We start from the raw sequence: 24,406 nt of genomic DNA on the forward strand, positions 1-24,406 counted from the left end.
GAGTTGTCTCTAGTGGTTATGCGAATCGTCGTCTTCGGAGATTTCGATGTGCCCGGTGGTTGGGTCATAGGTGATGGAACCGTGCTGGAACTTCACCTGGACTGGGCTGGTGCCGTCGTAGTTTTCGGGCGTGCTCAACGGCAAGCCCAGCGACTCGACCGCGCCGTTAGCCCAGACGCGAGCGATTTCACCCCACAGTGCTTGCGGGCCAGTTTCTTCCGAATCGATGACTACGCCGTTGTCAAAGACTGCAAAATCGACGTCTGTGTTGAAGCCAGCTGCAGCGCCGGCGGTACCGATTCCGGTGATCGGAGTGCCCAACACCGGACCGAGGAGGGCGTTGATACGTGCCCAAGTTTGCTCGATATTTGAATCGCCGGTCAGCTTGACGACGCGACCAACCAGCCCAGGGACCTCGCCGAGGCTGAGCCCGGAAGAAATCTCAATTTGCGCAAGATTATTGGCGTTGCCCGGCAGGCTGCTGGTTTGCGAGTTTTTCAGCAACGTCATCACGATCGGGGCAATTAAACCGATCGCCGTGGTAGCAAGGGCAGCGATATCTTGGCCACCTTTGTTTGCGCCTTGGTTCGAGCCCTGGCTATTCGAGTTGCTCGGCGTCGACGGGCGCTGGTTCTGGGGGGCCGGGGATGGTTGGCCCTGCTGGCTTGGGGTCGTGCCCGAGTTACCAGTGATCATGTTAGACACGTTGGCGTACGCCTGGTTGGTTGCGGCGCGGATCGACGCCCACTGTTTGACAGCTTCATCGCCGGGACACTCGGTGTTGACGACATCGCGGTGGCCGTGGAAACGGTTGAACGTCCGAGTGTCGCCAGCAGGGTAGCGAGCGTATTGGCTACCTTCGGAGGTCAACGACACGGTTCCGGAAGGGTCGAAGCCAGATTGCGCAGCGCGCCAACCAGCAATTTGGCCCACGGAGTTGATCGTTGGTTGTGGGACTGGAGCAATCTGGTGGTTACCGATCATTGCGATGCCGAAGGTGCCGGTGTTGTAGCCACCCGCGTGTGCGCCGAGTACACCTGCGTTCAAGCCGTCGCGACGGCCTTCGTAAATGGTGCCGAACTTGTCGACAAGCGCGTGGTAGCCGATATCGCACCAACCCAGCGTTTGGGTGTGATATTGGTAGGCGCCGCGGACCTGGGCAGCAGCGGATTCACGGGTGTAGTTGTTGACTCCTGCGGTGTGGTGCAGCGTCATCGCTTTGTAATCCATGCCCGTGGGGCCGCAGTTGCCGCGGTAGGATTCGTTGGCTCCCCAGGCTTGGCGGGTGACCACGCTGGGCATGCCGACGGCAAGGTTTGCGGTTTGCTGAATTCCAGCCGGGGTCGCGCCTTCGTGTCCGTTGACGAACACTGCACTCAGCTCTTCGGCTTTCGGTAGCGGTGCAGTGCCGATGGCGTCGTGGGTGTGTGCGAGATCAACCGAGTCTGCCTCCGGTGTGGAGCCTCCTGCTGGGGCCGAATCTGCTACCGGTTGGATGATGCCGTCAGAGGTTTCCAACCCAGCTTTCGGGATGCTGATCTGTGGAGTGCCAGAGCGTTCACCGTGCTCAGCGTGTTCACGGTGCTCAGCGTGTTCACTGTGCCCGCCGTGCTCGGCGTTCCCGGCCTGCTCACCGTGCTCGTCATGTTCACCATGCTCGGTGCTGCCATACAGATCCACACCAGCCAAGGAGACCTGCACCTTGTTGGTCGGAGCAACATAAATTAACTCAGTGCCCTGCTTAGTAGCCTCGTCGGGATTCGGCAGTGGGTGTGTTTCCAACCATGGCCCCCAAGAACCATCAGCCGCCTGGGCGCGGAAAAATGCGAGGACGTCACGATCGCCTTCCCACGTGAGCGCGAAGGAATCGAATTCTTCCTCCTGAGTGAACTCTTGCACAGCACGGGGCTCAGCTGCTGCGTGTTCGTCGTGGCTGTGGCCATGGCCGTGGTCGTGGGCACCCTGGGTAGAGATCGCAGGATCATCGACGACGGTAGTGGTGCCGCTGGAAAAACTTGCGGTCTTTAATGTGGCGTCCACTGGCCCGTCGCCAGCGCTTTGGGTATTGAGAACGTGGTTGCCGCCGAAGGCAGCAGCGACGATGAGGGCAGAAGTGCTCGTGATCGCTATCGCAGGGGTTAATCCGCGGGGGCGGCGAGGGTGGAGGTGTCGACGCATCCTCATAAAAGGCTCCTTGTACAGATATTTAAACGGCGTAGTGTTTGTGATCACAGTAAGGATTAGCAAAGTTAGTTCATGCAACTGAAGTTACAAGTGTTACTGATGTTAATAATGTTTCGACACGCCAGAAAAATCTATATAAAGAAACTTGAATATTTCTCCTGAATTTGCCAAGCGATAAGAAATGCGAAAAGCCCGCAAGCGAAGTGCTTGCGGGCTAGGTTCAAAACGCACTGCTCTTGCTGTGCGAGGTGAATCGAATACTAAATAGAGGAGGGGCGCCACCCGAGTTCTGGCCAGCGATGGAATTCCCCGCCCTGATAGAGCAGCGGGGCAATTTCTGCATCTGAATCACAATCTTCCACGTGGACGATGACGATCGTGTGATCTCCTGCCGGGGTTTTCGATTGGATCGTGCCGGTAAACCACGACGCACACCCCGAGATGACTGGCACGCCCAAAGACGTGCGCTGGGTTTCTACCCCGGCGAAGCGATCGATACCTTTGCGGGCAAACTGCTGTGCTAGCGGAGCTTGGCCCTGTGCCAAAACGGAAATTGCCACGGGGTTACCTTCGACCAGCTTGGGCAAAGAGCTCGAGTGGTTGCCCACCGAGAGCATCACCAACGGCGGATTCAGCGACAGTGAAGAAAACGCTGAGACCGTCATTCCGGCGTCTTTGCCTTCGTGCAACGTTGTGACGATAGTGGTGCCTTTCGGGAAAGCACCCGATGCACCGCGCAATTTATCGTTGAGGCTGAGTCGGGAGTTGCCAGATGAGTTTGGCACATCCGTGCTTGTCGACGTGGCCGGGCTTGCGGGCGAATCGGTGTTGGACGATTGAGGTTTCGGATCTGCCACTTTCTAGCTTTCTGCTTCGCGTGCCAATTGCCATTTCAGCTGGCCTTCCGAGGGCGACTGTACCGGGATGAAAGTCGCCTCACGGTAGCGGCGCGAAGCCGGGGAAGACTTCGCATAGCCTGCACCGCCAGCTACTCGAATCTCTAGGTTAGCGGCATTTACTGCTGCCTGTGCTGCAGCTAAACGCAGGCGCAGCAAATCGGCGAATGCTACTTGCTGCCCGCTACCCGCCTGGTCAGCAAGGGCTTCTTGGGTGGAGACCAGATCAGTGATTTCTTGATAAGTATCCGCAATATCACCGGCAAAGACTTCGTTGATCCCGACTGCCTTGCCGCTTGCTGCCGCAATCGCCGATTCTGCTACGCCGAGGCACTCGGAGGTCTGCAGCAACAAAAACGTCGGGCGAACGTGCGGCAGATAGTCTTTGAAGCTGGTGGTCAGAACTTGTTCTTCCGGTACGAAGACCTCGTCAAACTCGACCCAGGCCGACGCGGTTGCGTTGAGTCCCAACAGGCCGAATGGCGTGCCCAGGGTGAGGCCTGGTGCGTCGCCGTCGACGACGAACAAGAACTGTCCTCCCTGGTCGGAGTGTGCGCCAGAGACGATGATGGAATCGTTGGCAAGGTTTGATGCCCATTTCAACTTGCCGGATACCTTGTAGCCACCATTGACCGCCGAGGCTTGTAGATCCAGATCACCAGCACCAGCGGCATATTTGAACACCGAAGCCATGCCGGTCACGCCCGGGCGTGTGCCGGACTGAAGGGCGTCGACAAGCTTCGGGTGCTCGGTGTCTGCGGCCTGCAGGTACGTCAGCACCATCAAGTCTGCCCAGGTGCTGAAAGCTACCGAGAGGTCTTCGCGTGCGAGAGCGCGCACGAGACGCACCGTCGAGACGAGGTTGTCGGTGTTGAGCAGCCCGTGTTCGGCGAGTAACTCCAAGCCGTAACGGGCGGGTTTTTCGCCCTTGTCGACGGCAGAGGCGTTTTCTTGCAACGTCGCACGGATAGTCTCGTCGAGGTCGAGCGGGGCTAATTCAATGCTGGGGGTAGCGGAAGTCATGGGATGCGCCTTACTTGCAGGGGGCCGACAGTGCAAATACGCAGGCCGACAGGGCTAGAGAATTGCTGCCGGGACTGCGTGATCAGAAAGGATTTCGGCTAGACCACTTCGTGGGTCAGATTTGCCGGACGGGTGTAGGTGTTGACGACAGGTGACCACTGGATGGCGTCGGCAACAATCTTTTCGAGGGTGTCGCGCTCTGCATCACCGTCAATATCGACCTTGACGCGCACATCGGAGACACCCGGGCGGGCGTCTTCGCGTGGGCTTACACCCCAGGTTGGCGAGATGTCGATGTCGGATTCAATGTCGATGTCAATCTTGGTCAGCGTGATCTTGCGGTGGGTGGCAATCGCCTGGATTCCCACAGAGATGCAAGCAGCCAAACCAGCCTGAGCGATCTCAGTTGGGTTGGGAGCGGAGTCATCGCCCAACAGCTTTGGTGGTTCGGCAACCAGGGTTGGTTTCAGGTCACGGACCTGGGTGTAGTTACGGAACTGACCGTCTGCCTCGGTGTGGGTACGGATGACCTTCTTGCCGCCCTCTGGATTTTCCGTGTTTTTGTCTGCCATTGCTTGCAGGCTGTCACCGTCAATAGGTGCCAGTGGTTCGCCAGCGTTGTGGTTCGGGGTGAGATCAGACATGTGAAACCTCCTTGGTTAGCGGCGGTAAGCGATGGTGCTTACCGTCATGAACTCTCGCCACGTTAGCACTATTAGCCTGACGTTATTAGACCAAGCGGTCTACGGAAAATGGACGATGCGGGACAGTGTGGTGAATGATGTGGTTTTTCGTGCAGAAACCCTGTTGTATTCGTCCACAAAATTAAAAAATGAGGTGTGAATATAAAACAGCGAATGGGTGCAAACTATCGACGCCGACGTACGTCATATACCGCTTGGTCTAGACAGTGAAAACCTATCGCGCAGCGCGCTGGCTCCAGGACGCGATGACACAAGTTGCGATGAGACGGGGTGGTGAAACCGGCTATCCCAGCCGTCCGCGCCCTAACCGCAGCAGCGCATTAGCAATATCGACACCGTCGCTGCCGAGTTCATCGCGGAAATAATTAATGATCGCCACTTCGCGGGTATGCACCAGGCGCGTGCCACCTGAGCTCATGCGCGTCTTGCCGATTGCCTGAGCAACTTCAGTGCGCCGCTTTACCGCGTCGAGGATGATCTCATTCATTTTGTCGATTTCTTCGCGGTATTGTGCAATTTCTTTATCCGAAAGTGGGTCATCAGTCCCGGTAGGGGTGCGTACAGAAAAGTTCGAAGCCACGTTGTCCATACCAGGCATTCTACTGCGATGCTCGTATGTGACAGTGAAATAGTAGTTTGGAGGCATTATGAACTCTTCGTCGTTTCAGCCCCGCGCCCGCCACAATGCCAGCAATGATACGAACAATGACAACGGCATAAATAAAGACAACGGTGCCCCAACGCTTTTTGGGCATTCCCAATTCGGCGGTTTCCAACCGCAGCAGTCGAGTTCTTCGCTGTCTGAATCGTCGTCAGCCGGAATTTTTACGCCAAAAACGACGGGGCTTGGCACTGCACAGGCCGGCTCTCATGGTGTCGGCACCTCGAGCAATCTGTCTAGTCAGCAACTCGTCGCGGACCTCAACGAGCAACAACGCCAAGCCGTCGAACACACCGGAAGCCCATTGCTGATTGTCGCTGGAGCTGGATCTGGAAAAACCGCGGTGCTTACTCGCCGCATCGCTTATCTCATGCAGCATCGTGGGGTTGGGCCGCACCAAATTTTGGCGATTACCTTTACCAATAAGGCCGCCCGCGAGATGCGCGAGCGCGTCGGCCAGCTTGTGGGCCCGATTGCCGAGCGCATGTGGGTCGCAACTTTTCACTCCACGTGCGTGCGTATTTTGCGGCAACACGCGCAGCTTGTCGACGGGCTAAACACAAATTTCAGCATTTACGACGGAGACGACGCCCGGCGGCTGCTGTCCATGATTGCGAAAGAGATGAATCTGGATTTAAAGAAGTTCACTGGCCGGGTATTAGCGAACGCGATCTCGAATCACAAAAACGAGTTGCACACACCTGCTGCGGCGGCTTCTGCTGCGGCAACGACGAAAAACCCTTTCGAGACCACCGTCGCCGAAGTTTATGCCGAGTATCAGCGCCGTTTGCGCGCGGCCAATGCCGTGGATTTTGATGATCTGATTGCTGAGGTCGTGCGCATTTTCCGTGAGCATGACTCCGTCGCGGAATATTACCGGCGCCGTTTCCGGCATGTGCTGATCGACGAATACCAAGACACCAACCATGCGCAGTATGCTCTGGTCGCAGCGCTGGTTGGTAACAAGGGAGCGCACACCGCAGGCTCAGAACATCCAGGCCAACCACCAGAGCGCATTGCCGTACCAGAACTGTGCGTGGTGGGCGATTCTGATCAGTCGATTTATGCTTTCCGCGGTGCGACGATCCGCAATATCGAAGAATTTGAACGTGACTATCCACAGGCACGGGCGATTTTATTGGAGCAAAATTATCGCTCGACGCAAAATATCCTGACTGCCGCCAACGCTGTGATCACCAATAACTCTGGTCGTCGAGAGAAAAAGCTGTGGACGGACCAAGGCGATGGTGACAACATCATCGGCTATGTCGCTGACAATGAGCATGATGAAGCCCGCTTTATCGCCAGCGAAATTGATGAGCTCAGCGATCAGGGTTATAGCTACAACGATATTTCAGTGATGTATCGGACGAACAATGCCTCGCGTGCGCTGGAAGATATTTTCATTCGCTCCGGCATCCCGTACAAGGTCGTCGGCGGTACAAAATTCTATGAGCGCAAAGAAATCCGCGATATCGTCGCGTATCTCCGCGTGCTTGAAAACCCGGACGATACCGTCAGCATGCGTCGTATCGTTAACGTTCCCAAACGTGGTATCGGGGATAAAGCGCAAGGCCAGGTTGCTTTGCATGCCGAGAACCACAACATCAGCTTCGGTAAAGCGCTGCAAGCAGCGGCAGCTGGAGACGTTGCGGGCATGAGCGCTCGTGCCCGCAACGCACTGCGTGGGTTTGCCGAAATGCTCGCGACTGTACGCGAAGAAATTCCGGCAATGACCAATGAGGCCACCGGCCAACCGCATCTTGGCGAGTTGATTGGACGGATTCTGGATATCACTGGTTATAAAGCAGAACTGGAATCGTCCAATGATCCGCAAGACGGCACCCGCCTGGATAACCTGAATGAGCTGGTTTCAGTGGCTCGGGAGTTTTCTTCGGATGCGGCAAATTCAGCTGGTGTGGAAGATCTGGAACTTGCTGAGGGCGAAGCTCCGGCTGGTTCTCTGGCGGCCTTTTTGGAAAAAGTCTCACTGGTTGCTGATGCCGACCAAATCCCCGACCACGAACACGGGGTGGTCACATTGATGACTCTGCACACCGCCAAGGGGCTGGAGTTTCCCGTTGTGTTTGTGAGCGGCTGGGAAGATGGGCAATTCCCACACCTGCGTGCACTCGGCGATCCGCATGAGCTGTCTGAAGAACGTCGTTTGGCCTACGTCGGCATTACCCGCGCACGCAAAAAGCTGTATCTGACCCGAGCGATGATGCGCTCTGCCTGGGGGCGCCCAGTCGAAAACCCAGCGAGCCGTTTCTTGGCGGAAATTCCGGCGGAAGTGATCACCTGGAAACGTGAAGAACCCACCGCAGGCTTTGGCTCTGGGTGGGGTGGTAGTAGCTATGGCTCCGGCAGCTTCAGTGGTGGCGACGATGATGCGTGGTCGGATATTTCCTATGGTGCCCGTCGTTCGCGCCGTATGGGCGGCTCCGCTGCGTCTTCCCCTTCGCAACGGGGCCGCGCCGGAATTCCGAAGAAAGCTTCCGGCGGCGCGAAATTAGACTTGGCGGTCGGTGACAAAGTTAACCACGCCAAGTATGGTTTGGGCACCGTGATCGCTGCTGATGGGCAGGGGGCGCGAGCTACCGTGACGATTGATTTCGGATCTTCGGGAACCATTCGTTTGATGCTGGTGGGCGCACCACCAATGGAAAAACTCTAAACCCCACGTTGGTGGGGCCAAGCCACCCGATCACGCTGATGCTCTGACGGTGGCTGCTGCTGGGGAGCTACTATTTTGCTCCACGCACGGTGATGCCCTGCTGGGCGAACCATGGCACCGGATCAACCGGGTTGGCACCGTCGGGGCGAATTTCGAAGTGCAGGTGTGGGCCCGTCGAGTGGCCCTCGTTGCCCATGGTGGCGATCTGGTCACCTGCTTTGACCCGCTGGCCAACGCTGACGTTATACGAATGCACGTGGCCGTAAACGGAGATTTCACCGTTATCGTGCTTCACACGCACCCATTTGCCGTAGCCCTGGGCTGGGCCCGCACTGATGACAGTGCCATCCATGATCGAATAGATCGGGGTGCCGATACCGTTCCCAATATCGATGCCCTGGTGCATCCGTCCCCAGCGCGGACCATATGGTGAGGTGAAAATACCCTCGGTCGGGAACACCACGGTACGACCATCGGCAGTGGTGCCCTTGTCGGCTGTCATGTAGCTGGTCGAAGGGGAGGTCTTGGCAGCCTCTTCTACAGGATTAGCTTCTGGGGCCGTCAGCGGATCGATGATGATCTCAAAAATATCGCTACTGGTTTGCAGCGAAGGCGTGCCGCCATTCTTGTTTAATTGTTCAACGGTTGTAGCCAAGCCTTCAGCTACTCGTAACAAAGCATCAATATCGTGGCCGTTGATAGTGGGAGCTTGCGAGCTGTCAGGATTGACAGTTGCAGTCAGGGCCGGCTTGGCCTGGGCTGCTGGCGCGAAACCGGTCGAGCTCACAGCGACCGCGAGGCCGACGGCGCTCAACGCTAGGGTGAGCCGTCGAAAGCGGTGAGATGGCGTCATACAAGATCCTGTCTAATCGTGCAGTCGTACTACTACTACTGAACGCGCCGTGAAAGTTTTCAGCAGGCGTTTTCAGAACATCGTTAAAGCTACCGTTATTTATTTGTGATGGCAATGCCATAAGCGCTGGTTAATGGGTTGATTTGTTCGATTTTGTCCAATTATCCAGCTCACGCGGCGTGTTTCTGATGTTATTAATGTGACAGTTGAGGTTTAGAACTGCTGGATTTGGGGGTGATTTTTAGGGGTGAAAAGGGTGGGGTGATGGTTAGCTGAGGTAACGCTGAGATTGATTAGCGGATGTTGGGCAAGACAAAACCCACCCACACCGCTGTGGGAAACGCAGACAGGTTTGCGGTGTGAGTGGGTATGAGAGTGACTGTTAGACGGAGATGCCGCGCTCTGCTAGCCAAGCAGCAGGATCGACTGGTCCACCGCCTCCTGGGTGAACTTCGAAGTGCAGGTGGGTACCAGTGGAGAATCCTAGGTTGCCCATGCCCGCGATCTTTTGGCCAGCATGCACGCGCTGCCCGGTGGACACATCCAATGATTCCATGTGGCCGTACAGCGAAATGGTTCCGTCGTCGTGCTGAATACGGATCCAGTTGCCGTAACCGGAGGCTGGGCCGGAATCCAGAACGACGCCGTCCATGATCGCTAAAATTGGGGTGCCGTTAGCGTTGGCGATATCGATGCCATTGTGGAACGAACCCCAGCGGGGGCCGAAGCCAGAGGTGAATGCACCTTCTGCTGGCTTGACGATGCTTGGCAGGCGGGAGCTTAAATCCGCGGCGATGCGTTCCGTGGAATGCGCTACTGCTTTGTCGAGCTGTTCTGCCAAGTTCGATACTGGACGGAATTCGTTGATCTCAAGAATCTGTGGAGCGACAGTGGACGATGGGATGAGAGCATCCGCATCGTTTGCCAAGGTGTAATCCACGTCGGTGGTTCCGGCGTCGACGGTAGAGTCTTGCTCAGTAACTTCCGCAGCGCTGAGCTGACCGGCGGTGGCACCACCGATACCAGCGGAAGAGACGGTTCCCGCTGCCACCGTAACCAGGGCAATGCGTCCTTTAACAGTTTGCGACGCGTTGACCTTGCGGTGACGACCCCCACGGGAGCGAATGGAAGAGCTTTGCATCAATAGTTTCCGTTCCTGTTGCAGCAATTCTCGAATAAATGATTCTGTACGACGTTTTCCGATCAGCGTGCTGGCCAGTAAACGTGACATTGAATTGTAACCTGTCTGTTATCTAACGAATGTAACAATAATGTCTCGACTGCGATCGATCAACTCTTTCGGCAATAATTTTTTCCAGTCTGATGTGTTATCCCTTACATGGGTGTAATTGCTAGTAAATGATGGTGTCTTTGTGGCAATAATAAAGAAATGGGCTGGTTGTGAAAGTCCATGTGAAGACTGTCGTGCTGCCACAGCTTGGCAGGTTTCGCCGTGCCAGCATTGTCGAGCTGAAAGAACATGGCAAAGTAGTAGACGATGAATAGCAACTCTAGCCCGCATTCGCGTCCTGCGCGCCGCCCGCAACGTCGCCCCCGGAGTACTGCTAATGCCTCTGGTGCCGGTAGCTCACGGAATTCCCCCGGTGACATCACGCGCGGTGCAGTACGGGTGCAACGTGCACACAAATCCGCCGAAGGTGCGAAAGCTGCACCAGCTGCCGCACACTTAAGCATCGGGCAGCGTATTCGCAGGGTGGGGCTCAAGCTGGCGATTCCGCATGCGGTGATCATCATGTCGATCATCGTTATAGCGGTTGCCGCGTTGCTGATTGCTTCAGAGTCAATTGCCGTGCTGCCGAGCATCATCGCCACTGCTTGGTTAATCATGCAGGCTGCTCCGGTAGCCGGTGACGATGCAGTGATTGCGGCAGTGCCGATTCTTCCTGTCGTACTCACTATCGCGCTGAGCGCCCGGCAAATACGCGCCAGTGTGCGCAAGCGCTTCAGCATTATTGACCTACTGATGGTTTTTGCTTGGTCTTTGGTTATACCCCTGGTGCTTTCGGTGATCGCGCTGTTAATGCTTGCCGATGCGCAAACGGTGTATCCGGTTGCAGTGCCGCCTATCAGTTCAGTGATGCTGTCTGTGGTGGTTGTGCATTTGCTGGCCTTTGTGTGTGGGCTCGGCCCGAAGGCCTGGCGAGCTCTCGCACGGCGCTATCGCGTCCCTGAGTCGATCGTCGATGGTGTGGTCATCGGGGTGAAGTCATTGGGCTGGCTGTGCTTGGCGGCTGCCGTGGTCGGTGTTGCACTCTTTGTGCTGGGCTGGGAAAAGCAGGAACAGATTATGGTTGCCTATCCGCAGGCGGAGACCGGCGCCAGGTTTGCTCTGTTGTTATTGTCTGTGCTGTATATTCCGAATGCTGTCATCGGAGTTGCTGGTGTATTGCTGGGATCGGAGTATCAGTTCGGAGCAGCCAGTGTCTCGTTGTTTGAAACGCACCTGGTGCCGCTACCTCCGCTTCCGCTCATGGGGCTTGTGCCGGCATCCTCGGCAAGCTGGGCATGGATTGGACTATTCGTACCGATTGCAGTGCTGGTTGCAGTCATGCTTCGTCTGCGGCCGAGCCCCATCATGACGCTGAGCGCAGGGTTAACGGCATGGTTGCTCACCTCTGCTGCAGCGTATCTTTCTGGGGGAGTAGTTGGGGCCTACGAAAACACGGGTGTTCCGGTGCTGTGGACGGCTAGCCTCGCACTTATTTGGATCGGCGGCATAGCGTTGGCCGTGACGTTGATGTTGTTCGTCGTCCAGCGACGGCAGCAACCAGCTCTGCTTGTTGACGAAGCGCTTGCGGAGCCTGCAGATGAGGAAATTGCTGGCGGCCGTGCTGACGAACACCCAGAGGCTGATCATTTTGCCGCTGGTGAGCTTGACGACGACTACCGTGACGATGCTTATGGTGACGACGAGTACGGAGACGCCGAGGACCGTGACGACGACGCCACCGTCGCGGAGGAATCTAGCGCTGAAGATAGCGCGGATGAAGAAACCGTTGCCGGCCAAGAAGGCACCGAAGATGCTGGAGAATCCGACGCTCGCGTGAATGAAGATGATGCCGATGTTGGTGCTGGCGAAGATGGAGAAGCTGGCGCTAGCGAAGAAGGAGAAGAAAGCGACGAAAGTGACGACGGCAAACGTACCGAGTAGTCTGGTGAGATGTGAGTATTCCACTGCGTCTAACAGCCTTAGTTTCGGGAAGCGGCACGTTATTACAAGCGCTTCTGGATAACCAAGATGAGAACTACGCCGTCGATTTAGTTGTTTCCGACCGCGAATGCCCAGCATTGGACCGAGCGCGGGAAGCGGGCGTGGAAACTACCGTTGTGCCGTTGCAAGAGGATAGAGCGAGTTGGGATAAACAGCTGGCAGATTCCGTCGGCAAGCCAGACCTGATTGTGTCTGCCGGATTCATGAAAATTCTCGGTTCGAGCTTCGTGCAGAAATACAACGGGCGACTCATCAATACGCATCCGGCATTGTTGCCGGCTTTTCCTGGTGCGCACGCCGTGCGGGATGCGCTGGAATACGGCGTGAAAATCACCGGCTCGACAGTTCACTACGTCGACGAGGGCGTCGATACTGGCCCGATTATCGCGCAGCGTGCCGTGACGATTCACTCCGGGGAACACCAAGATGAACTCCACGAGCGGATTAAGCAAGTCGAACGCGAGTTGTTGGTTTCATTACTGCGCTCGGCAGAAATAGACCACGATTCGAGGAAGGTGGTTTTTCACGATGACTAATCGCGAAGGGATCAACCGCGAACAGACCGACCCCGACCAGGCTCATTCCGATTACGCCCAGAACGCAACCAATGCAGTGAATGCCAACGCACCGACGACCGAAGGAATTAACACAGTGGAAAACAGCAAAATTTCTCGCGCATTAATCAGTGTCTACGACAAGACTGGGTTGGAAGACCTCGCACAGTCTTTGTCCGCGGCCGGAGTCGAAATCGTCTCCACCGGTTCCACGGCAAAAGTTATTGCCGAATCCGGCGTCAACGTCACTCCTGTTGAAAACGTGACTGGCTTTCCGGAGTGCTTCGACGGCCGCGTGAAAACTCTGCACCCACGTGTGCATGGCGGTATTTTGGCTGATCGCACCAAACAAGCACACCGCGAGCAGTTGGAAGAACTCGATATTGCTGCATTCGACCTCGTCGTGGTTAACCTGTACCCATTCGAAGAAACCGTCGCCTCTGGTGCGGGAGTAGAAGAATGCATTGAAAAGATCGACATCGGTGGCCCAGCGATGGTGCGTGCGGCGGCGAAAAACCACAACTCGGTGGCTGTTGTTGTAGATCCCGCAAACTATGGTGCGGTGGAGCGCGCGCTTGCCGGTGGGGGATTCAGCCTCGCGGAGCGTCGACAGTTGGCACTGGAGGCATTCACGCATACCTCAAAATATGATCTCGCTGTCTCATCGTGGATGTTTGCCGAACTGGTTGCGGACGCCGAAGACGAAGCGGAATCCACTCTGGCCCAAGATGTTCCCGCAACCCAGTTGCGTTACGGTGAAAACCCACACCAGGCTGCTTATCTCGAGCGCATCCCTGGTGCCGGCGGCGTTGCCAACGCACAGCAATTGCACGGCAAAGAAATGAGCTTCAATAACTACCAGGACGCGGAAGCAGCCTGGCGTGCCGCACATGATCACCAACGCCCGTGCGTGGCGATCATCAAACACGCCAATCCATGCGGCATCGCAGTTTCTGATGATTCCATTGCAGAAGCACACCGCAATGCTCACGCGTGCGACCCGGTTTCTGCTTTCGGTGGTGTGATCGCGACAAACCGCCCCGTCAGCGTAGACATGGCGCGCCAAGTTGCCGACGTGTTCACGGAAGTGATCTTGGCCCCAGATTATGAAGATGGCGCAGTAGAGATTCTGCAGGGCAAGAAAAACATCCGCATCTTGCAGGTCGACGATGCACAACTGGCAACTGATTCACCGGCACTCGACGCAGGTGATGATGACACCGGTTCTTGGGATACCAAGGTTATTTCCGGTGGTGTGTTGTTCCAGGAGCCAGATCGCTATCAGGCCGAAGGCGATCAAGCTGCGAACTGGAAACTTGCAGCTGGTGAACCAGTCAGCGACGAGGTCCTGGCGGATCTAGAATTCGCTTGGAGGGCTGTGCGCTCGGTGAAATCGAACGCCATTGTGCTTTCCCGCGGCTCCGCTACCGTCGGCGTAGGTATGGGCCAGGTTAATCGTGTGGATTCCGCGCGATTGGCCGTGGAGCGCGCTAACACGCTCGCCGATGATAAACAGCGCGCTGAGGGCTCGGTTGCTGCTTCTGATGCATTCTTCCCGTTTGCCGATGGTCTTGAAGTACTCCTGGACGCCGGAGTGAAAGCAGTGGTTTCACCCGGTGGTTCCATTCGCGACGAGGAAGTCATTGCAGCTGCAGAAAAGGCCGGAGTTGCGCTGTATTTCACCGGAACCCGGCACTTCTTCCACTAGTGGTACCGAATTCGACCTCGCGTTCACAGGCGAAAGAGCGCCGTCGTACCGCGTTGTTCCGCGAGGCGGCGCGTATTATCGCCGACCGCGGGTTCCATCAGACCCGGCTGGCCGATGTCGGTGCGGCCGTCGGAATTTCCGGCCCCGGTGTGTATCGTTATTTTTCCAGTAAAGATGACATGCTCGCGCAGCTGCTGATAGATATTTCTTCGCGTTTGGTTGCCCGTGGCCGCGAAGTGATGGCCGAATATGGTGCAGACTCCGATCCGCAGGTCGTGTTGACCGCGCTGGTGGCGGCGCAGACACATATTGCTGCTACCGAACCTGATTTAATCCGCGTCCAAGAACGCGAGATTCGCAATCTTGTCGACGAAGATCTCTCCCGCGTGAAATCTTTGCAGATGACGTATCTGCACATGTGGGTGGAGGTTTTGCAGCGTTGTCGGCCCGATCTTGATTATGAGCGCGCGCGGTTGCGAGTGCAGCTTGCTGCCGGGCTGATTAATTCGTCCCGGCATGTGTATCACTGGGCAGGTGGGGAATTGATTCGCGAACAAGGCACTCCAATGGCGGTGGCAGCCATGCTTGCCGATGCAGAATCGGTTCCGGGTAATTCTGGCTCCCAGCAGTAAGCGATTCGTTGAGTTGGATGCTTTTTGCGGCAGATTGGGGATGCGGACAAACACACGGGGCTAACGCTATACGGGTGCAGATCCACCCGCCGTGTGCTCGCGAGGCCTGTTTGTCAGCTGGCTAGCGCAGTAGGGCGAAAATTAGCGTAGCGCGGCTACATAGTCGTCGAAACGGTCGGCAATTTTTTGTGGTTTCCGTGCCCAGCGGTTGTGGCCTAATTGCTCTGTGTAGCTCTCGATGGTGATATCCGCGTTGGGCATGCTGGCCGCGAGGTTTTCTACTGCACCTCGTGTGCAGTCGCGGTCGTTGTCAAAGCGGGTGAGCACGACCGGAATGGTTAGAACGTGTTTTGCATCTTCGTAGTCCCGATCTTCTCCGAGCAAGCCGCGCTGCTCATTGGTGCGCGAGTATTTGCTCCACTCCAACATCTGGTGTTTAGCCTGGCGTCCGTACCCCGTAAGATCCAGTTTTCCTGCGGGCTGGTATCCGAATATCGTGACGATTGCGCGAATCAGGATGGTGCCTAGCCGCAGTTTGCGGCGGATAGTCCCAAAATAACCTGGGTAATAAGGGCTTCCCGCGCCCACGCCGAAAAATCCCTGGACATTGAGCTCGGCGGCTTCCTCGCGCGTAAAAAATAGCGGAGCAATTTGGCCACTTAGGGAATGACACAGAAACACGGTGGGGTAGTCAGCAGCCAAACCAAGGTCTCGTTTCACCGCCCGAACGGTACGCGGATAATCCTGGGAGGCAAGGTGGTGGTAGCCCCAGGTGTGTGCGCGGGTTGCCTTGGCAGTTGAATTTCCTTGCCCGCGTAGTTCACCACTGGCGACACGGTATCCACGGCTTGCAAGCTCGCGTCCCATCGGGTCGAAATACCGTGCACCCATGCCAAAACCTGGCCAAATGATCACCAGCGGTGTGCGAGTCTCGTCGTCAGCAGCGTGAGATTCCGTGTACCCGTGATCTTTCGGCTCGAAGATGCGCACGCGGGAAACCGAAGCATCCGGCATAGTGACAGCAAGCAGCCGTGGGGAATCTTCGTTCTGCGGCGTTGCGGTAGATGCAGGCGTCGAGGCTGCTTCTTGGCCGGTAGCGTTGTCGGCTGGTTCTGGGGAGTTGTTGTGTGTGGACGAGCTGGGCATGGGCTTCTCCTATCGAGCTGTCACGTTTCCGAATAGCCGCGCTACGGGCGCCAAGACCATCGGGCGGGCGAATACCACGGCTGCCGTCGTTACAGCTAAGCCGAGGATAAAGAAAATGAAACCGGTCCAGTTTCCTGCATAGACCGTCGGGTCAGCATCGCCTTGTGCCGCCCACATGTGGTTGAGGTTGCGGAGTGCGCCCGTCGCAAAGACCATGAGCACGTGGATGATGACGAATACGGCAAAATACAGGGCAATCGGGAAGTGCATTTTACGCGCGATGCCCACGGGATAGATTTTGTTGAGCGCATCCGATTTGGGCCAGAAGTTCGACAAGCGGAAACCGGTGAGAATGGCCAAAGGGGCGACAACAAATACGGTGACGAAGTAAAGCAACAGTTGCAACCCGTTGTAATGCACCCATCCGTTTTCCGTCGGCCAGTCTAACGACGCGTACTGCACGGCAGCAGAAGCCGCGTGCGGGAATACATCAAAGCTGGTGGGAACGATGCGCGCCCACTGTCCGGTGGCGAAAAGCAAGATAAAAAAGATTGCACCGTTGATCACCCACAACAGGTCAATCATGAGGTGAATCCAGATTGTCAGGCTCATCTTTTGCCCCGACTTCTTCGCTGCCCAATATGCAGGGGCTTTGCGCTCGTAGCGAATCGACACGCCAGTTTTGACGATGAGCGCCATGAAAAAGAAGTTCAAAAAATGCTGCCAAGACATCCAAGCCGGGATACCGGTGGGAGTACCGTCTGGCAGCTCTGGGTGCCCATCGTAGGTTGCGACGAAATCTGCACCCGTGCTGGTTCCCAGGAACCAGCGTGCGGAGAAAACGACTATCGCGGCGAGCACGATGATACCGCCGAGTACCAGCAGACCACCGCCGAGCCACTGCCTTAGGCTGAATGGACCGTACTCGCGGTCGAGTACGCTGTGTTTCTGCGGTTCTGTCTCAGTTTTCTTAGCTGGGGACGATGGCTTTGTCTCCGCCTTCGTCTCCGAGCCCGGCTTTGTCTCCGGCTTAGTCGCCGGATCTGGCTTTGGCGTGGGTTCCGACTTGGACTCTGGTTGTGCTTGCGCTGGTGCTGCAGAACCCGCGGCGGAGCCGACCCCTGCAGAACCCGCGGCGGAGCCGACCCCTGCAGAGACAGTCGCCGTAGCCACCGTCGGCCACGGCTCGCCACCGACAACACGGGGGAGTCCGCGTCGTAAAGCCACGCTCGTGGCATCAGCAGATGCAGCAGAAACGGCACCGGTGGCCGAGGTGGCCGACTGGCCAACCGCCGGAGTGGCAGTGGTGGAAGCGGTGCGTGACCCATTTTGTGGCGTGCTGGCTTGAGCTAAGGCTGCGCCAGCATAAGCTATTGGAGGCCACGGCTCGCCACCCTCCGTGCGCGGCAGGCCCTGGCGCAAGCGAATCTGGTTGGTGTGCTTAGCCGCTGTGCTGTGAGAAGCATGCCTGGCGATGCTGGCAGGAGGCCACGATTCGCCACCCGCAACGCGTGGTAAACCGCGGCGAAGGACTGGCGTAGACGTCACTGACTTACCCCTTTCGCTGCTCAAGCAGTGTGGTCAGCTGTGGAATGACATCAAAAATGTCTCCGACGACACCAAAATCTGAAATCTCAAAAATGGGTGCTTCGGCGTCTTTATTCACCGCAATAATGTGCTTTGAGGTCTGCATTCCTGCAAGGTGCTGCATAGCACCCGAAATTCCGAGCGCGAAGTAGACATCCGGCTGGATCGAGACACCGGTTTGGCCGACTTGTGCAGCATGATCCACGTACCCAGCGTCTACTGCAGCACGCGAAGCACCGACTCCGGCGCCGAGTACGTCGGCGAGTTTTTCGACGATCTCGAAGCCTTCCTTCGAACCGAATGCGCGCCCACCCGAGACGACTGTTTTTGCGCTAATCAATGCAGGGCGCGTAGAAGTCTGTTCAATCACGCTCGAATCGGTGATCTCGGCTACGTGAGTGTTCGCAGCGAGATCTATTTTCATCACGTGCCCGGCGCCGGCCTCAGCTCGCTGATCGACGGCACCTCGACGCACCGTGATAACCGGCGAGCCGAAAGTCGCAGCGGAGGTGACTCGGTAGCTGCCGCCAAGAACAGAATGATAGGCAATGATTCCTTCATCATCTTGGTCGATGCCGGTAACGTCGACAAGCAGGGCTTGTTTCAATCGCACAGAAGCGCGGCCCGCGAGATCGCTGCCATCGGCATCGGCCAAACACAGCGTGGCAACTGGGGATACTTCTCCTGCGGCCTTTTCAACCGCATCGATCGCCGCCCCAAGCGATGGTTTATCAACCTCGACAACGGCGATATATTCGGCTCCGGCCTGTGCTACAGCGTCCGTGGTTTCTTGGTTCACTTCGGTGCTCGCAATGAGCAGCACAACCGGGGTGCCTATAGCGCTGGCTGCACCGCATAATTCAGCTAGGAAGCCGGGGACCTCGCCAGTCGGTGGTAATTCGCAGGCAACGAGAACACTGTTATCAGGGTAAGTCATGGGATTTTACTCCTAAATTAGCTTATTGCTTTCGAGGTATTCGACAATCTGTTCTGCGGCATTACCCTCATCGGTGATCTTGGTGCCGGCTTCGCGGGGTGGTGCTTTCTGCACTGTCGTCATAATCGCGCGTGGGTGGGAAAAATCTTCTGCGTCGACGTCGAGGTCTTCGAGACTGAAGTTGGTGACTGGCTTTTTCTTACCCGCCATGATGCCCTTGAAGTTGGGGAAGCGAGGGTCGGCGAAAGCCTCGGTAATCGAGACCACGGCAGGGCAGGTGGCCCGCAAAGTTTGTTGCGCGTATCCGTTGGAGCGGGAAGCAATAATGGTGGGTGAATCCGGTGTTTCACCGGGCTGTAGTTCTAACGAAGACAAGTGGCTCAAAAGAGCAGCATCTAAGTGTTCTGCCAGCATCGCAGGTAGTGCGCTTGAGGCGCCGTCGGTTGATTCATCGCCAGCGATGATTAAGTCATAACCTTGTTTGCGGATCGCGGCGGCGAGGACCTCTGCGGTAACGGTGAGATCAGCACCAAGCAGCGCGTCGTCGTGAATATGCACGGCCTCATCTGCGCCCATCGACAGCGCCCGACGAATGGAGGTGAGCGCTTCTTCCGGGGCCATGGCAACAGCATCGATAGTGATCTCGTCGTCAAGAGCTTCTGCATATTTTTCTTTGAGCTGCAGCGCTGCCTCGACTGCGCGCTCGCTAATTTCGTCGAGAACCAAATCGACGTCCGTATTGCTGTCTCGTCGTTGTAAAAGTCCGGTTTCTAAGTTCAAATCTCGTTGCTTATAGGTATCAGGTACTTCTTTGACGAGGACTGCTATACGCACGATCTATCCTTTCAGCGAAAACTTTCGATACTAAGAACTGTAGAGGCGAACTATTGCTCCAACGCAATCGGCCGCGGGGCACAGCCCGGGCTATGGCCTATAGCCATGGTGCGACGGAGTGAATATATATGCCGCAATTTAGCCAACAATTAAATAAGCAAATAACTTTCGTAAATTATAACCTGCATCACAGGTGGTGGCTGATTTGGGTGCTCTCTGATTAGTCGTCGTTCATCAGTAGGTCGAGGGTCCGCTGTTCACGATCGTTCGGTACCGGCGAACCGAGGACCGTCAGAGCTGCGTCGGCAAGCATAATCGATTGCGCCGGTAGTCTATCGTCGCGTAACGGCTGCGGGGCGATCCCGTCGTTGGGGCGCATCTCGATCGCAGATAGTGCCAAGTGAAAGGGAAGATCGACGCGAAGATCTTGCTTGCCGACGATTTCTGCGGCGGATTGCCGAAAATAATCTGCCAGCCGGGCTTTCTGCTGGTGGTAGTCGTCGAATTCTGGCGAATTGGCTACAGGGAGCTGGTACAAGCGGCCGACATTCCACCGACTCGAAAGCAAAATGCGAGATTCCGCGGCAACCAAGGCCCAAAGACGCAGCGTGACCGGGTTGTTGGAGGTTGATAAGAACTGAGCGAGCTTCAGTGAAGGCTCGATCGTGGAATTAAGCAGGGTCAGAAAGATCTTGGCCTTCGACGGGAAGTGGTAATACAACGATGCTTGGCGGATACCAACTGCATCGGCGATCTGATGTGTTGAGGTCATCGCAAAACCCTGTGTAGTGAAAAGCTCGGACGATGCGTCCAAAATCTCTTCGCGAGCGTTCGCGCCTCGTCTCCGTGGTCTATTTTTGCGCGGTCGACCAACAGTCCCCGTCATTAATGACCTCCCTAATGGGTTCAACGATATTGCAAGGTAATACCGTCAAGATTACACAAAACTAAGTGCCGCCTGATGGCCGTCGTGCTAGAAGCAAGCCAACACGACGGGGGCGGGTCTGGAGTATCCGGCCTGGAAAATATGGGCTGGAAAATTTGGCCTGGGAGAAACCTGGTTCAGCGATTCTGGGGTTGGTAATTGCTCAGGGAGATAGATACGCAAAATCCCCGGTGCGTTCACCGTCGTGAGACGGGAAGCCCGAGGATCTAAACATTGATGGCTGCTGTTGTTGCCTTGTTCTCGCCCGTATTAGCGGGTGGTGAACGGCAGGAGTGCCATCTCGCGTGCGTTCTTGATTGCGGTAGCAACCTGGCGCTGCTGCTGCGGAGTCAAGCCGGTAACGCGACGGGAACGGATCTTGTGACGATCCGAGATGAACAGGCGCAAGGTTTCAGTATCCTTGTAATCTACCTGAGTGATGCCACGTGCCTTCAAAGGGTTCTTCTTTGGGCGACGGGACTGTTCCATGCGGAACTTCTTTTGGTTATTGCGCTTCGAAGCCATGGTGGTGTCCTCCCTTTACCAGCTGGACTTACGAACGCCAGGAAGCTCACCGTTGTGGGCCATCTGACGCATACGGACACGGGACAAACCGAACTTACGCAGGTAGCCGCGTGGGCGACCATCGTGGGAGTCGCGGTTGCGAACACGCACCGGCGAAGCATCGCGTGGCTGCCGGTTCAGCTCGAACTGGGCGTCCAGGCGCTCTTCTTCGGATTTGGTCTGGTCTTTGATGATTGCCTTGAGTTCAGCGCGACGCTCCGCATAGCGGGCAACGATTTGCTTGCGCTGCTCATTCTTGGCGATCTTTGACTGTTTAGCCATTTCTATCGCTCCTCGCGGAATTCGACGTGCTTACGGGCAATCGGATCGTACTTCTTCAAGCTGATGCGATCCGGGTTATTACGCTTGTTCTTGCGGGTCACGTAGGTGTAACCAGTGCCCGCGGTGGACTTCAGCTTGGTGATTGGGCGAATGTCATTACGGGCCATCGTTATACCTTCTCTCCCCGTGCGCGAATCTTCGCGACTACGGATTCAATTCCATCGCGGTCGATGATCTTGATTCCTTTGGTGGACACGGTCAACGTGATGGTCCGGCCTTCAGAAGGCAGGAAGTAGCGCCGACGTTGCACGTTGGGGTTCCAACGGCGGGACGTGCGGCGGTGCGAGTGCGAGACTTGCTTGCCAAATTCTGGCTTGCGTCCCGTTACCTGGCAAATAGCCGACATGGGTAATCTTTCTCCTAGCCGCCCACATCGTGACTGATTGCTTGCAGAGCTTGAGCTGGCTTTCTCAGTGTGAGGGTGTGAGGGTTGAAAGCCTATGCGCTGCGTATCACCAGTTGACGGGGCGTTTGCGAACATTTCGACAACAGCACTCAGAGACGTTACACCTTCTTGCAGGAAAAACCAAGTGTAGAAGATGTTTATGACGGTGAATGCTGTCGTGGCTCGGGTGCACCGTCCATGCAGATTGGTTAGCATCCGGCAGGAATTATCGAGGTTTCCGGCGCTTGGTTGTGTCTAGGCGTCTAAGTCTAGGATTTTCCAAAATGTGTTGCTGGCTGTAAGATATCCAGAGTTGTCCGTAATCGAACCCAACCTGGGTGCGATCTTCGGCGGTTGCACCGGCAAGCTTAGTAGTGTGAGTGCCCGAAGAACCGGCCCAGATACAAACCTTAGGGAATCGACAGATGAAAAAAGATATCCACCCGGATTACCACCCAGTGGTTTTCCAGGATGCCGGTACCGGCACCCAGTTTCTGACCCAGTCCACCGCGACCTCTGATCGCACCACTGAATTCGAAGGCAAAGAGTATCCACTCATCGTGGTGGACGTAACTTCTGAGTCCCACCCGTTTTGGACCGGTGCACAGCGTGTCATGGACACCGCTGGTCGTGTGGAGCGTTTCCAGAACCGTTTCGGTGCAATGGCGCGCCGTCGCAAGAAGAATTCATAAAGGAGGGTAGAAGAACATGGCAGTTCCTAAGTTTAAGAAGTCCCGTGCGAACACCCGCATGCGTCGTTCGCAGTGGAAGGCCGACAATGTCGCCCTCCAGGAAGTCAAGATCGACGGCCAGACCGTACGTATCCCACGTCGTTTGGTGAAGGCCGCTCAGCTCGGTCTCGTTGACGTTGAAGAATTCTAAATAGACCGAATTTCTTCGCACATTCGGCGGTAGTCGTTATTGGCTGCTGCACGAATTCATAGTCGAATTCCCCGGCACTGCTTTCCGTTAGTTCGGAACCGGTGCCGGGGTGTTTTTATGCCCACAGTTTCTGCTACTTAACCCCTACTTAACTCGTAACCCCAGTTTTCAAAGGTGGCGAAAATCTGGGAATTAACTGAATGCTGGTTGGTAGGGTAGGACGAGGAATTATTTAGTAGAGCTTATTGTTACGAAGCCGGCAGAGATTCGAAACCAGCTATACAGCGAGCAGACAGTCAGGGGTTCCATAATGTCCTCTATGAACGAAAACGGATCGCACGGTGGGCACAGGCAACCGGATTATGATCAGCAACGAGCTCAGCAGCAAGCACCGTATCAGTCGTGGAATGAACAGCCACAGAACGAGCAATCACAGAACGAGCAAACGTGGCACAACGCGCATGCCCCAAACAGTCCTGCGCCTGAAACAGCCGCTCAGCCAGTAACAGAACCTGTGACTGCACAGTTTGGTCAACAACCGGTTAGCCCAGTCCACCAGGCACCGGTACTAGGGAAGAAACAAAAGCGCAGCGTCGGTCTGGTTCCTGCGCTTGCGCTGATGCTGGCAGGCTCGGTTGTCACTGGTGTCGTTACCGGTGTGGTGGTTTCGTCTGGGTCTGAAGCTGCGCAGGAACCTAGCACTTCAGTGAGCGAAAACTTAAGCCACACGGTGTCGAGTAACAAGGAACCTGCTGCAGAAGGTTCTGTAGAACAAGTGGCAGACCAGGTTGTGCCCACGGTGGTTTCGATCCGCGTTGCTAATCAACGACAAGTCGCCGACGGCTCCGGTTCCATTATTTCTTCAGACGGTTATGTGCTGACCAACCACCACGTGGTTGCTAATGGCATCAACGGCCAGATTCAAGTCAGCATGAGTGATGGCACGCGACACGCTGCAGATTTCGTCGCCTCCGACCCCGCTACCGATATCGCCGTAATCAAGATCCGTGATGTGGCAGACTTGCCGACGATTGGGTTCGGTAATTCTGACGAAGTCCGTGTTGGCCAGGAAATCGTCGCGATTGGTTCGCCACTGGGGCTGAGTTCGACCGTAACCTCCGGTATCGTTTCGGCAGTCGACCGTCCGGTGCGGGCATCGCAGCAAGGTGGCGAGTCCTCGCTGATCGACGGTATCCAGACCGATGCTGCGATTAACCCAGGCAACTCTGGCGGCCCACTTGTCGATATGCAAGGCAATTTGATTGGGATGAACTCGGTCATTGCCTCTCTGAGTTCATCGAATGATCAGGCAGGATCTATCGGTCTTGGCTTCGCAATTCCATCGAATTTTGTCATGCGTGTTGCACAGCAGCTTATCGAGACTGGCGAAGCTCATCATCCTTTGCTCGGTGTACAAGTGGATGCACGTAATCCGGTCAACGGTGCATTGATCGTAGCGGTGGAGCCTGGGACCCCAGCTGAAGCAGCTGGATTGCAACCCGGTGATATTGTTACGCGGCTGAATGATCGCCAAGTCGATGATTCGGACACCCTGATTGCCGCCACCCGTTCGCACCAGTTTGGTGACACCGTGACTCTTGAAGTGACATCAGAAGGATCACAAGAGAAAAAACAGGTAGAGGTAACGCTGTCGAACTAGTAAATTACTAATAGGTCTTC

General features: G+C 56.1%; 24 protein-coding genes. 8 read left to right on the plus strand and 16 right to left on the minus strand.

The window, feature by feature from the left end; genetic code table 11:
* Window positions 1–9: 9 nt before the first annotated feature.
* The 5 genes from U1140_RS00180 to U1140_RS00200 form a co-directional block, all read right to left on the minus strand.
* Window positions 10–2,184 carry an N-acetylmuramoyl-L-alanine amidase gene (locus U1140_RS00180; RefSeq protein WP_369845381.1) on the minus strand — a complete coding sequence of 725 codons (2,175 nt, stop codon included), beginning with the start codon at window positions 2,182–2,184 and terminating at the stop codon, window positions 10–12.
* A 260-nt stretch (window positions 2,185–2,444) separates the two neighbouring features.
* Window positions 2,445–3,041, minus strand: coding sequence for a flavin reductase family protein (locus U1140_RS00185; RefSeq protein WP_369845383.1), 597 nt, complete (start codon window positions 3,039–3,041; stop codon window positions 2,445–2,447).
* Window positions 3,042–3,044: 3 nt separating this feature from the next.
* Window positions 3,045–4,103: an acyl-CoA dehydrogenase gene (locus tag U1140_RS00190; protein ID WP_369845385.1), complete on the minus strand. Its 1,059-nt coding sequence runs from the start codon at window positions 4,101–4,103 to the stop codon at window positions 3,045–3,047.
* 98 nt (window positions 4,104–4,201) lie between these two features.
* Complete coding sequence (locus U1140_RS00195; protein ID WP_369845387.1) at window positions 4,202–4,747, minus strand: OsmC family protein; 546 nt, start codon at window positions 4,745–4,747, stop codon at window positions 4,202–4,204.
* Between the two features lie 343 nt (window positions 4,748–5,090).
* Entirely contained in the window at window positions 5,091–5,396 is a 306-nt protein-coding gene (locus U1140_RS00200) for a chorismate mutase (RefSeq protein WP_369845389.1), read from the minus strand.
* A gap of 58 nt (window positions 5,397–5,454) precedes the next feature.
* Between U1140_RS00200 and pcrA the strand changes: the two genes are divergently transcribed.
* The gene (gene pcrA / locus U1140_RS00205) at window positions 5,455–8,145 is read left to right on the plus strand and encodes a DNA helicase PcrA (RefSeq protein ID WP_369845391.1); all 2,691 of its coding nucleotides are present in this window, start codon (window positions 5,455–5,457) and stop codon (window positions 8,143–8,145) included.
* Between the two features lie 70 nt (window positions 8,146–8,215).
* Here pcrA and U1140_RS00210 read toward each other — a convergent pair whose 3' ends face one another.
* Both U1140_RS00210 and U1140_RS00215 read right to left on the minus strand, forming a co-directional pair.
* Window positions 8,216–8,998, minus strand: a complete 783-nt coding sequence (locus U1140_RS00210; protein ID WP_369845393.1) for a M23 family metallopeptidase — start codon at window positions 8,996–8,998, stop codon at window positions 8,216–8,218.
* Window positions 8,999–9,380: 382 nt separating this feature from the next.
* Window positions 9,381–10,139, minus strand: a complete 759-nt coding sequence (locus tag U1140_RS00215) for a M23 family metallopeptidase (protein WP_369845650.1) — start codon at window positions 10,137–10,139, stop codon at window positions 9,381–9,383.
* Window positions 10,140–10,496: 357 nt separating this feature from the next.
* Here U1140_RS00215 and U1140_RS00220 point away from each other — a divergent pair, with 357 nt between their 5' ends.
* From U1140_RS00220 to U1140_RS00235, 4 genes are read left to right on the plus strand one after another with little or no spacing between them, the layout of a single operon-like run.
* On the plus strand, window positions 10,497–12,170 hold the full coding sequence (locus tag U1140_RS00220) for a cell division protein PerM (protein ID WP_369845395.1): 1,674 nt from the start codon (window positions 10,497–10,499) through the stop codon (window positions 12,168–12,170).
* A gap of 11 nt (window positions 12,171–12,181) precedes the next feature.
* Complete coding sequence (gene purN, locus U1140_RS00225) at window positions 12,182–12,766, plus strand: phosphoribosylglycinamide formyltransferase (RefSeq protein ID WP_369845397.1); 585 nt, start codon at window positions 12,182–12,184, stop codon at window positions 12,764–12,766.
* Window positions 12,759–14,492, plus strand: coding sequence for a bifunctional phosphoribosylaminoimidazolecarboxamide formyltransferase/IMP cyclohydrolase (purH, locus tag U1140_RS00230; protein WP_369845399.1), 1,734 nt, complete (start codon window positions 12,759–12,761; stop codon window positions 14,490–14,492). Before purN ends, purH begins: the two co-directional genes overlap by 8 nt.
* Entirely contained in the window at window positions 14,492–15,124 is a 633-nt protein-coding gene (locus U1140_RS00235) for a TetR/AcrR family transcriptional regulator (protein WP_369845401.1), read from the plus strand. The genes purH and U1140_RS00235 overlap by 1 nt, the downstream gene beginning before the upstream one ends.
* A 141-nt stretch (window positions 15,125–15,265) precedes the next feature.
* On the opposite strand, the gene U1140_RS00240 is transcribed toward U1140_RS00235, so the two are convergent.
* From U1140_RS00240 to rpmB, 9 genes are all read right to left on the minus strand, one after another.
* A complete protein-coding gene (locus U1140_RS00240; protein WP_369845403.1) occupies window positions 15,266–16,270 on the minus strand; it encodes an alpha/beta fold hydrolase in 1,005 nt (334 codons plus the stop codon).
* 9 nt (window positions 16,271–16,279) lie between these two features.
* The gene (locus U1140_RS00245; protein WP_369845405.1) at window positions 16,280–17,818 is read right to left on the minus strand and encodes a cytochrome b/b6 domain-containing protein; all 1,539 of its coding nucleotides are present in this window, start codon (window positions 17,816–17,818) and stop codon (window positions 16,280–16,282) included.
* 4 nt (window positions 17,819–17,822) lie between these two features.
* On the minus strand, window positions 17,823–18,794 hold the full coding sequence (locus U1140_RS00250; RefSeq protein ID WP_369845407.1) for an electron transfer flavoprotein subunit alpha/FixB family protein: 972 nt from the start codon (window positions 18,792–18,794) through the stop codon (window positions 17,823–17,825).
* A 12-nt stretch (window positions 18,795–18,806) separates the two neighbouring features.
* Window positions 18,807–19,628, minus strand: a complete 822-nt coding sequence (locus U1140_RS00255) for an electron transfer flavoprotein subunit beta/FixA family protein (RefSeq protein ID WP_369845410.1) — start codon at window positions 19,626–19,628, stop codon at window positions 18,807–18,809.
* Window positions 19,629–19,848: 220 nt separating this feature from the next.
* Entirely contained in the window at window positions 19,849–20,514 is a 666-nt protein-coding gene (locus U1140_RS00260) for a TetR/AcrR family transcriptional regulator (RefSeq protein WP_369845412.1), read from the minus strand.
* A 309-nt stretch (window positions 20,515–20,823) separates the two neighbouring features.
* Entirely contained in the window at window positions 20,824–21,078 is a 255-nt protein-coding gene (gene rpsR / locus U1140_RS00265) for a 30S ribosomal protein S18 (RefSeq protein ID WP_306515506.1), read from the minus strand.
* A 15-nt stretch (window positions 21,079–21,093) separates the two neighbouring features.
* Window positions 21,094–21,399 (minus strand): 30S ribosomal protein S14, encoded by a 306-nt coding sequence (gene rpsN, locus U1140_RS00270; protein WP_306515507.1) that lies wholly within the window; start codon window positions 21,397–21,399, stop codon window positions 21,094–21,096.
* 2 nt (window positions 21,400–21,401) lie between these two features.
* Window positions 21,402–21,566: a 50S ribosomal protein L33 gene (gene rpmG, locus U1140_RS00275; RefSeq protein WP_018121214.1), complete on the minus strand. Its 165-nt coding sequence runs from the start codon at window positions 21,564–21,566 to the stop codon at window positions 21,402–21,404.
* Between the two features lie 2 nt (window positions 21,567–21,568).
* Entirely contained in the window at window positions 21,569–21,805 is a 237-nt protein-coding gene (rpmB, locus tag U1140_RS00280; protein ID WP_018121215.1) for a 50S ribosomal protein L28, read from the minus strand.
* 464 nt (window positions 21,806–22,269) lie between these two features.
* On the opposite strand from rpmB, the gene U1140_RS00285 reads away from it, so the two are divergent.
* The 3 genes from U1140_RS00285 to U1140_RS00295 all read left to right on the plus strand — a co-directional run bounded on the left by U1140_RS00285 (window position 22,270) and on the right by U1140_RS00295 (window position 24,386).
* Window positions 22,270–22,536 carry a type B 50S ribosomal protein L31 gene (locus tag U1140_RS00285; protein ID WP_369845415.1) on the plus strand — a complete coding sequence of 89 codons (267 nt, stop codon included), beginning with the start codon at window positions 22,270–22,272 and terminating at the stop codon, window positions 22,534–22,536.
* 16 nt (window positions 22,537–22,552) lie between these two features.
* Window positions 22,553–22,726 (plus strand): 50S ribosomal protein L32, encoded by a 174-nt coding sequence (rpmF, locus tag U1140_RS00290; protein WP_018121217.1) that lies wholly within the window; start codon window positions 22,553–22,555, stop codon window positions 22,724–22,726.
* A 319-nt stretch (window positions 22,727–23,045) separates the two neighbouring features.
* Window positions 23,046–24,386 carry a S1C family serine protease gene (locus U1140_RS00295; RefSeq protein ID WP_369845417.1) on the plus strand — a complete coding sequence of 447 codons (1,341 nt, stop codon included), beginning with the start codon at window positions 23,046–23,048 and terminating at the stop codon, window positions 24,384–24,386.
* Window positions 24,387–24,406: the final 20 nt, after the last annotated feature.

The sequence above is a fragment of the Corynebacterium drakensteinense genome (assembly GCF_041224285.1).
Taxonomy (GTDB): Bacteria; Actinomycetota; Actinomycetes; order Mycobacteriales; family Mycobacteriaceae; genus Corynebacterium.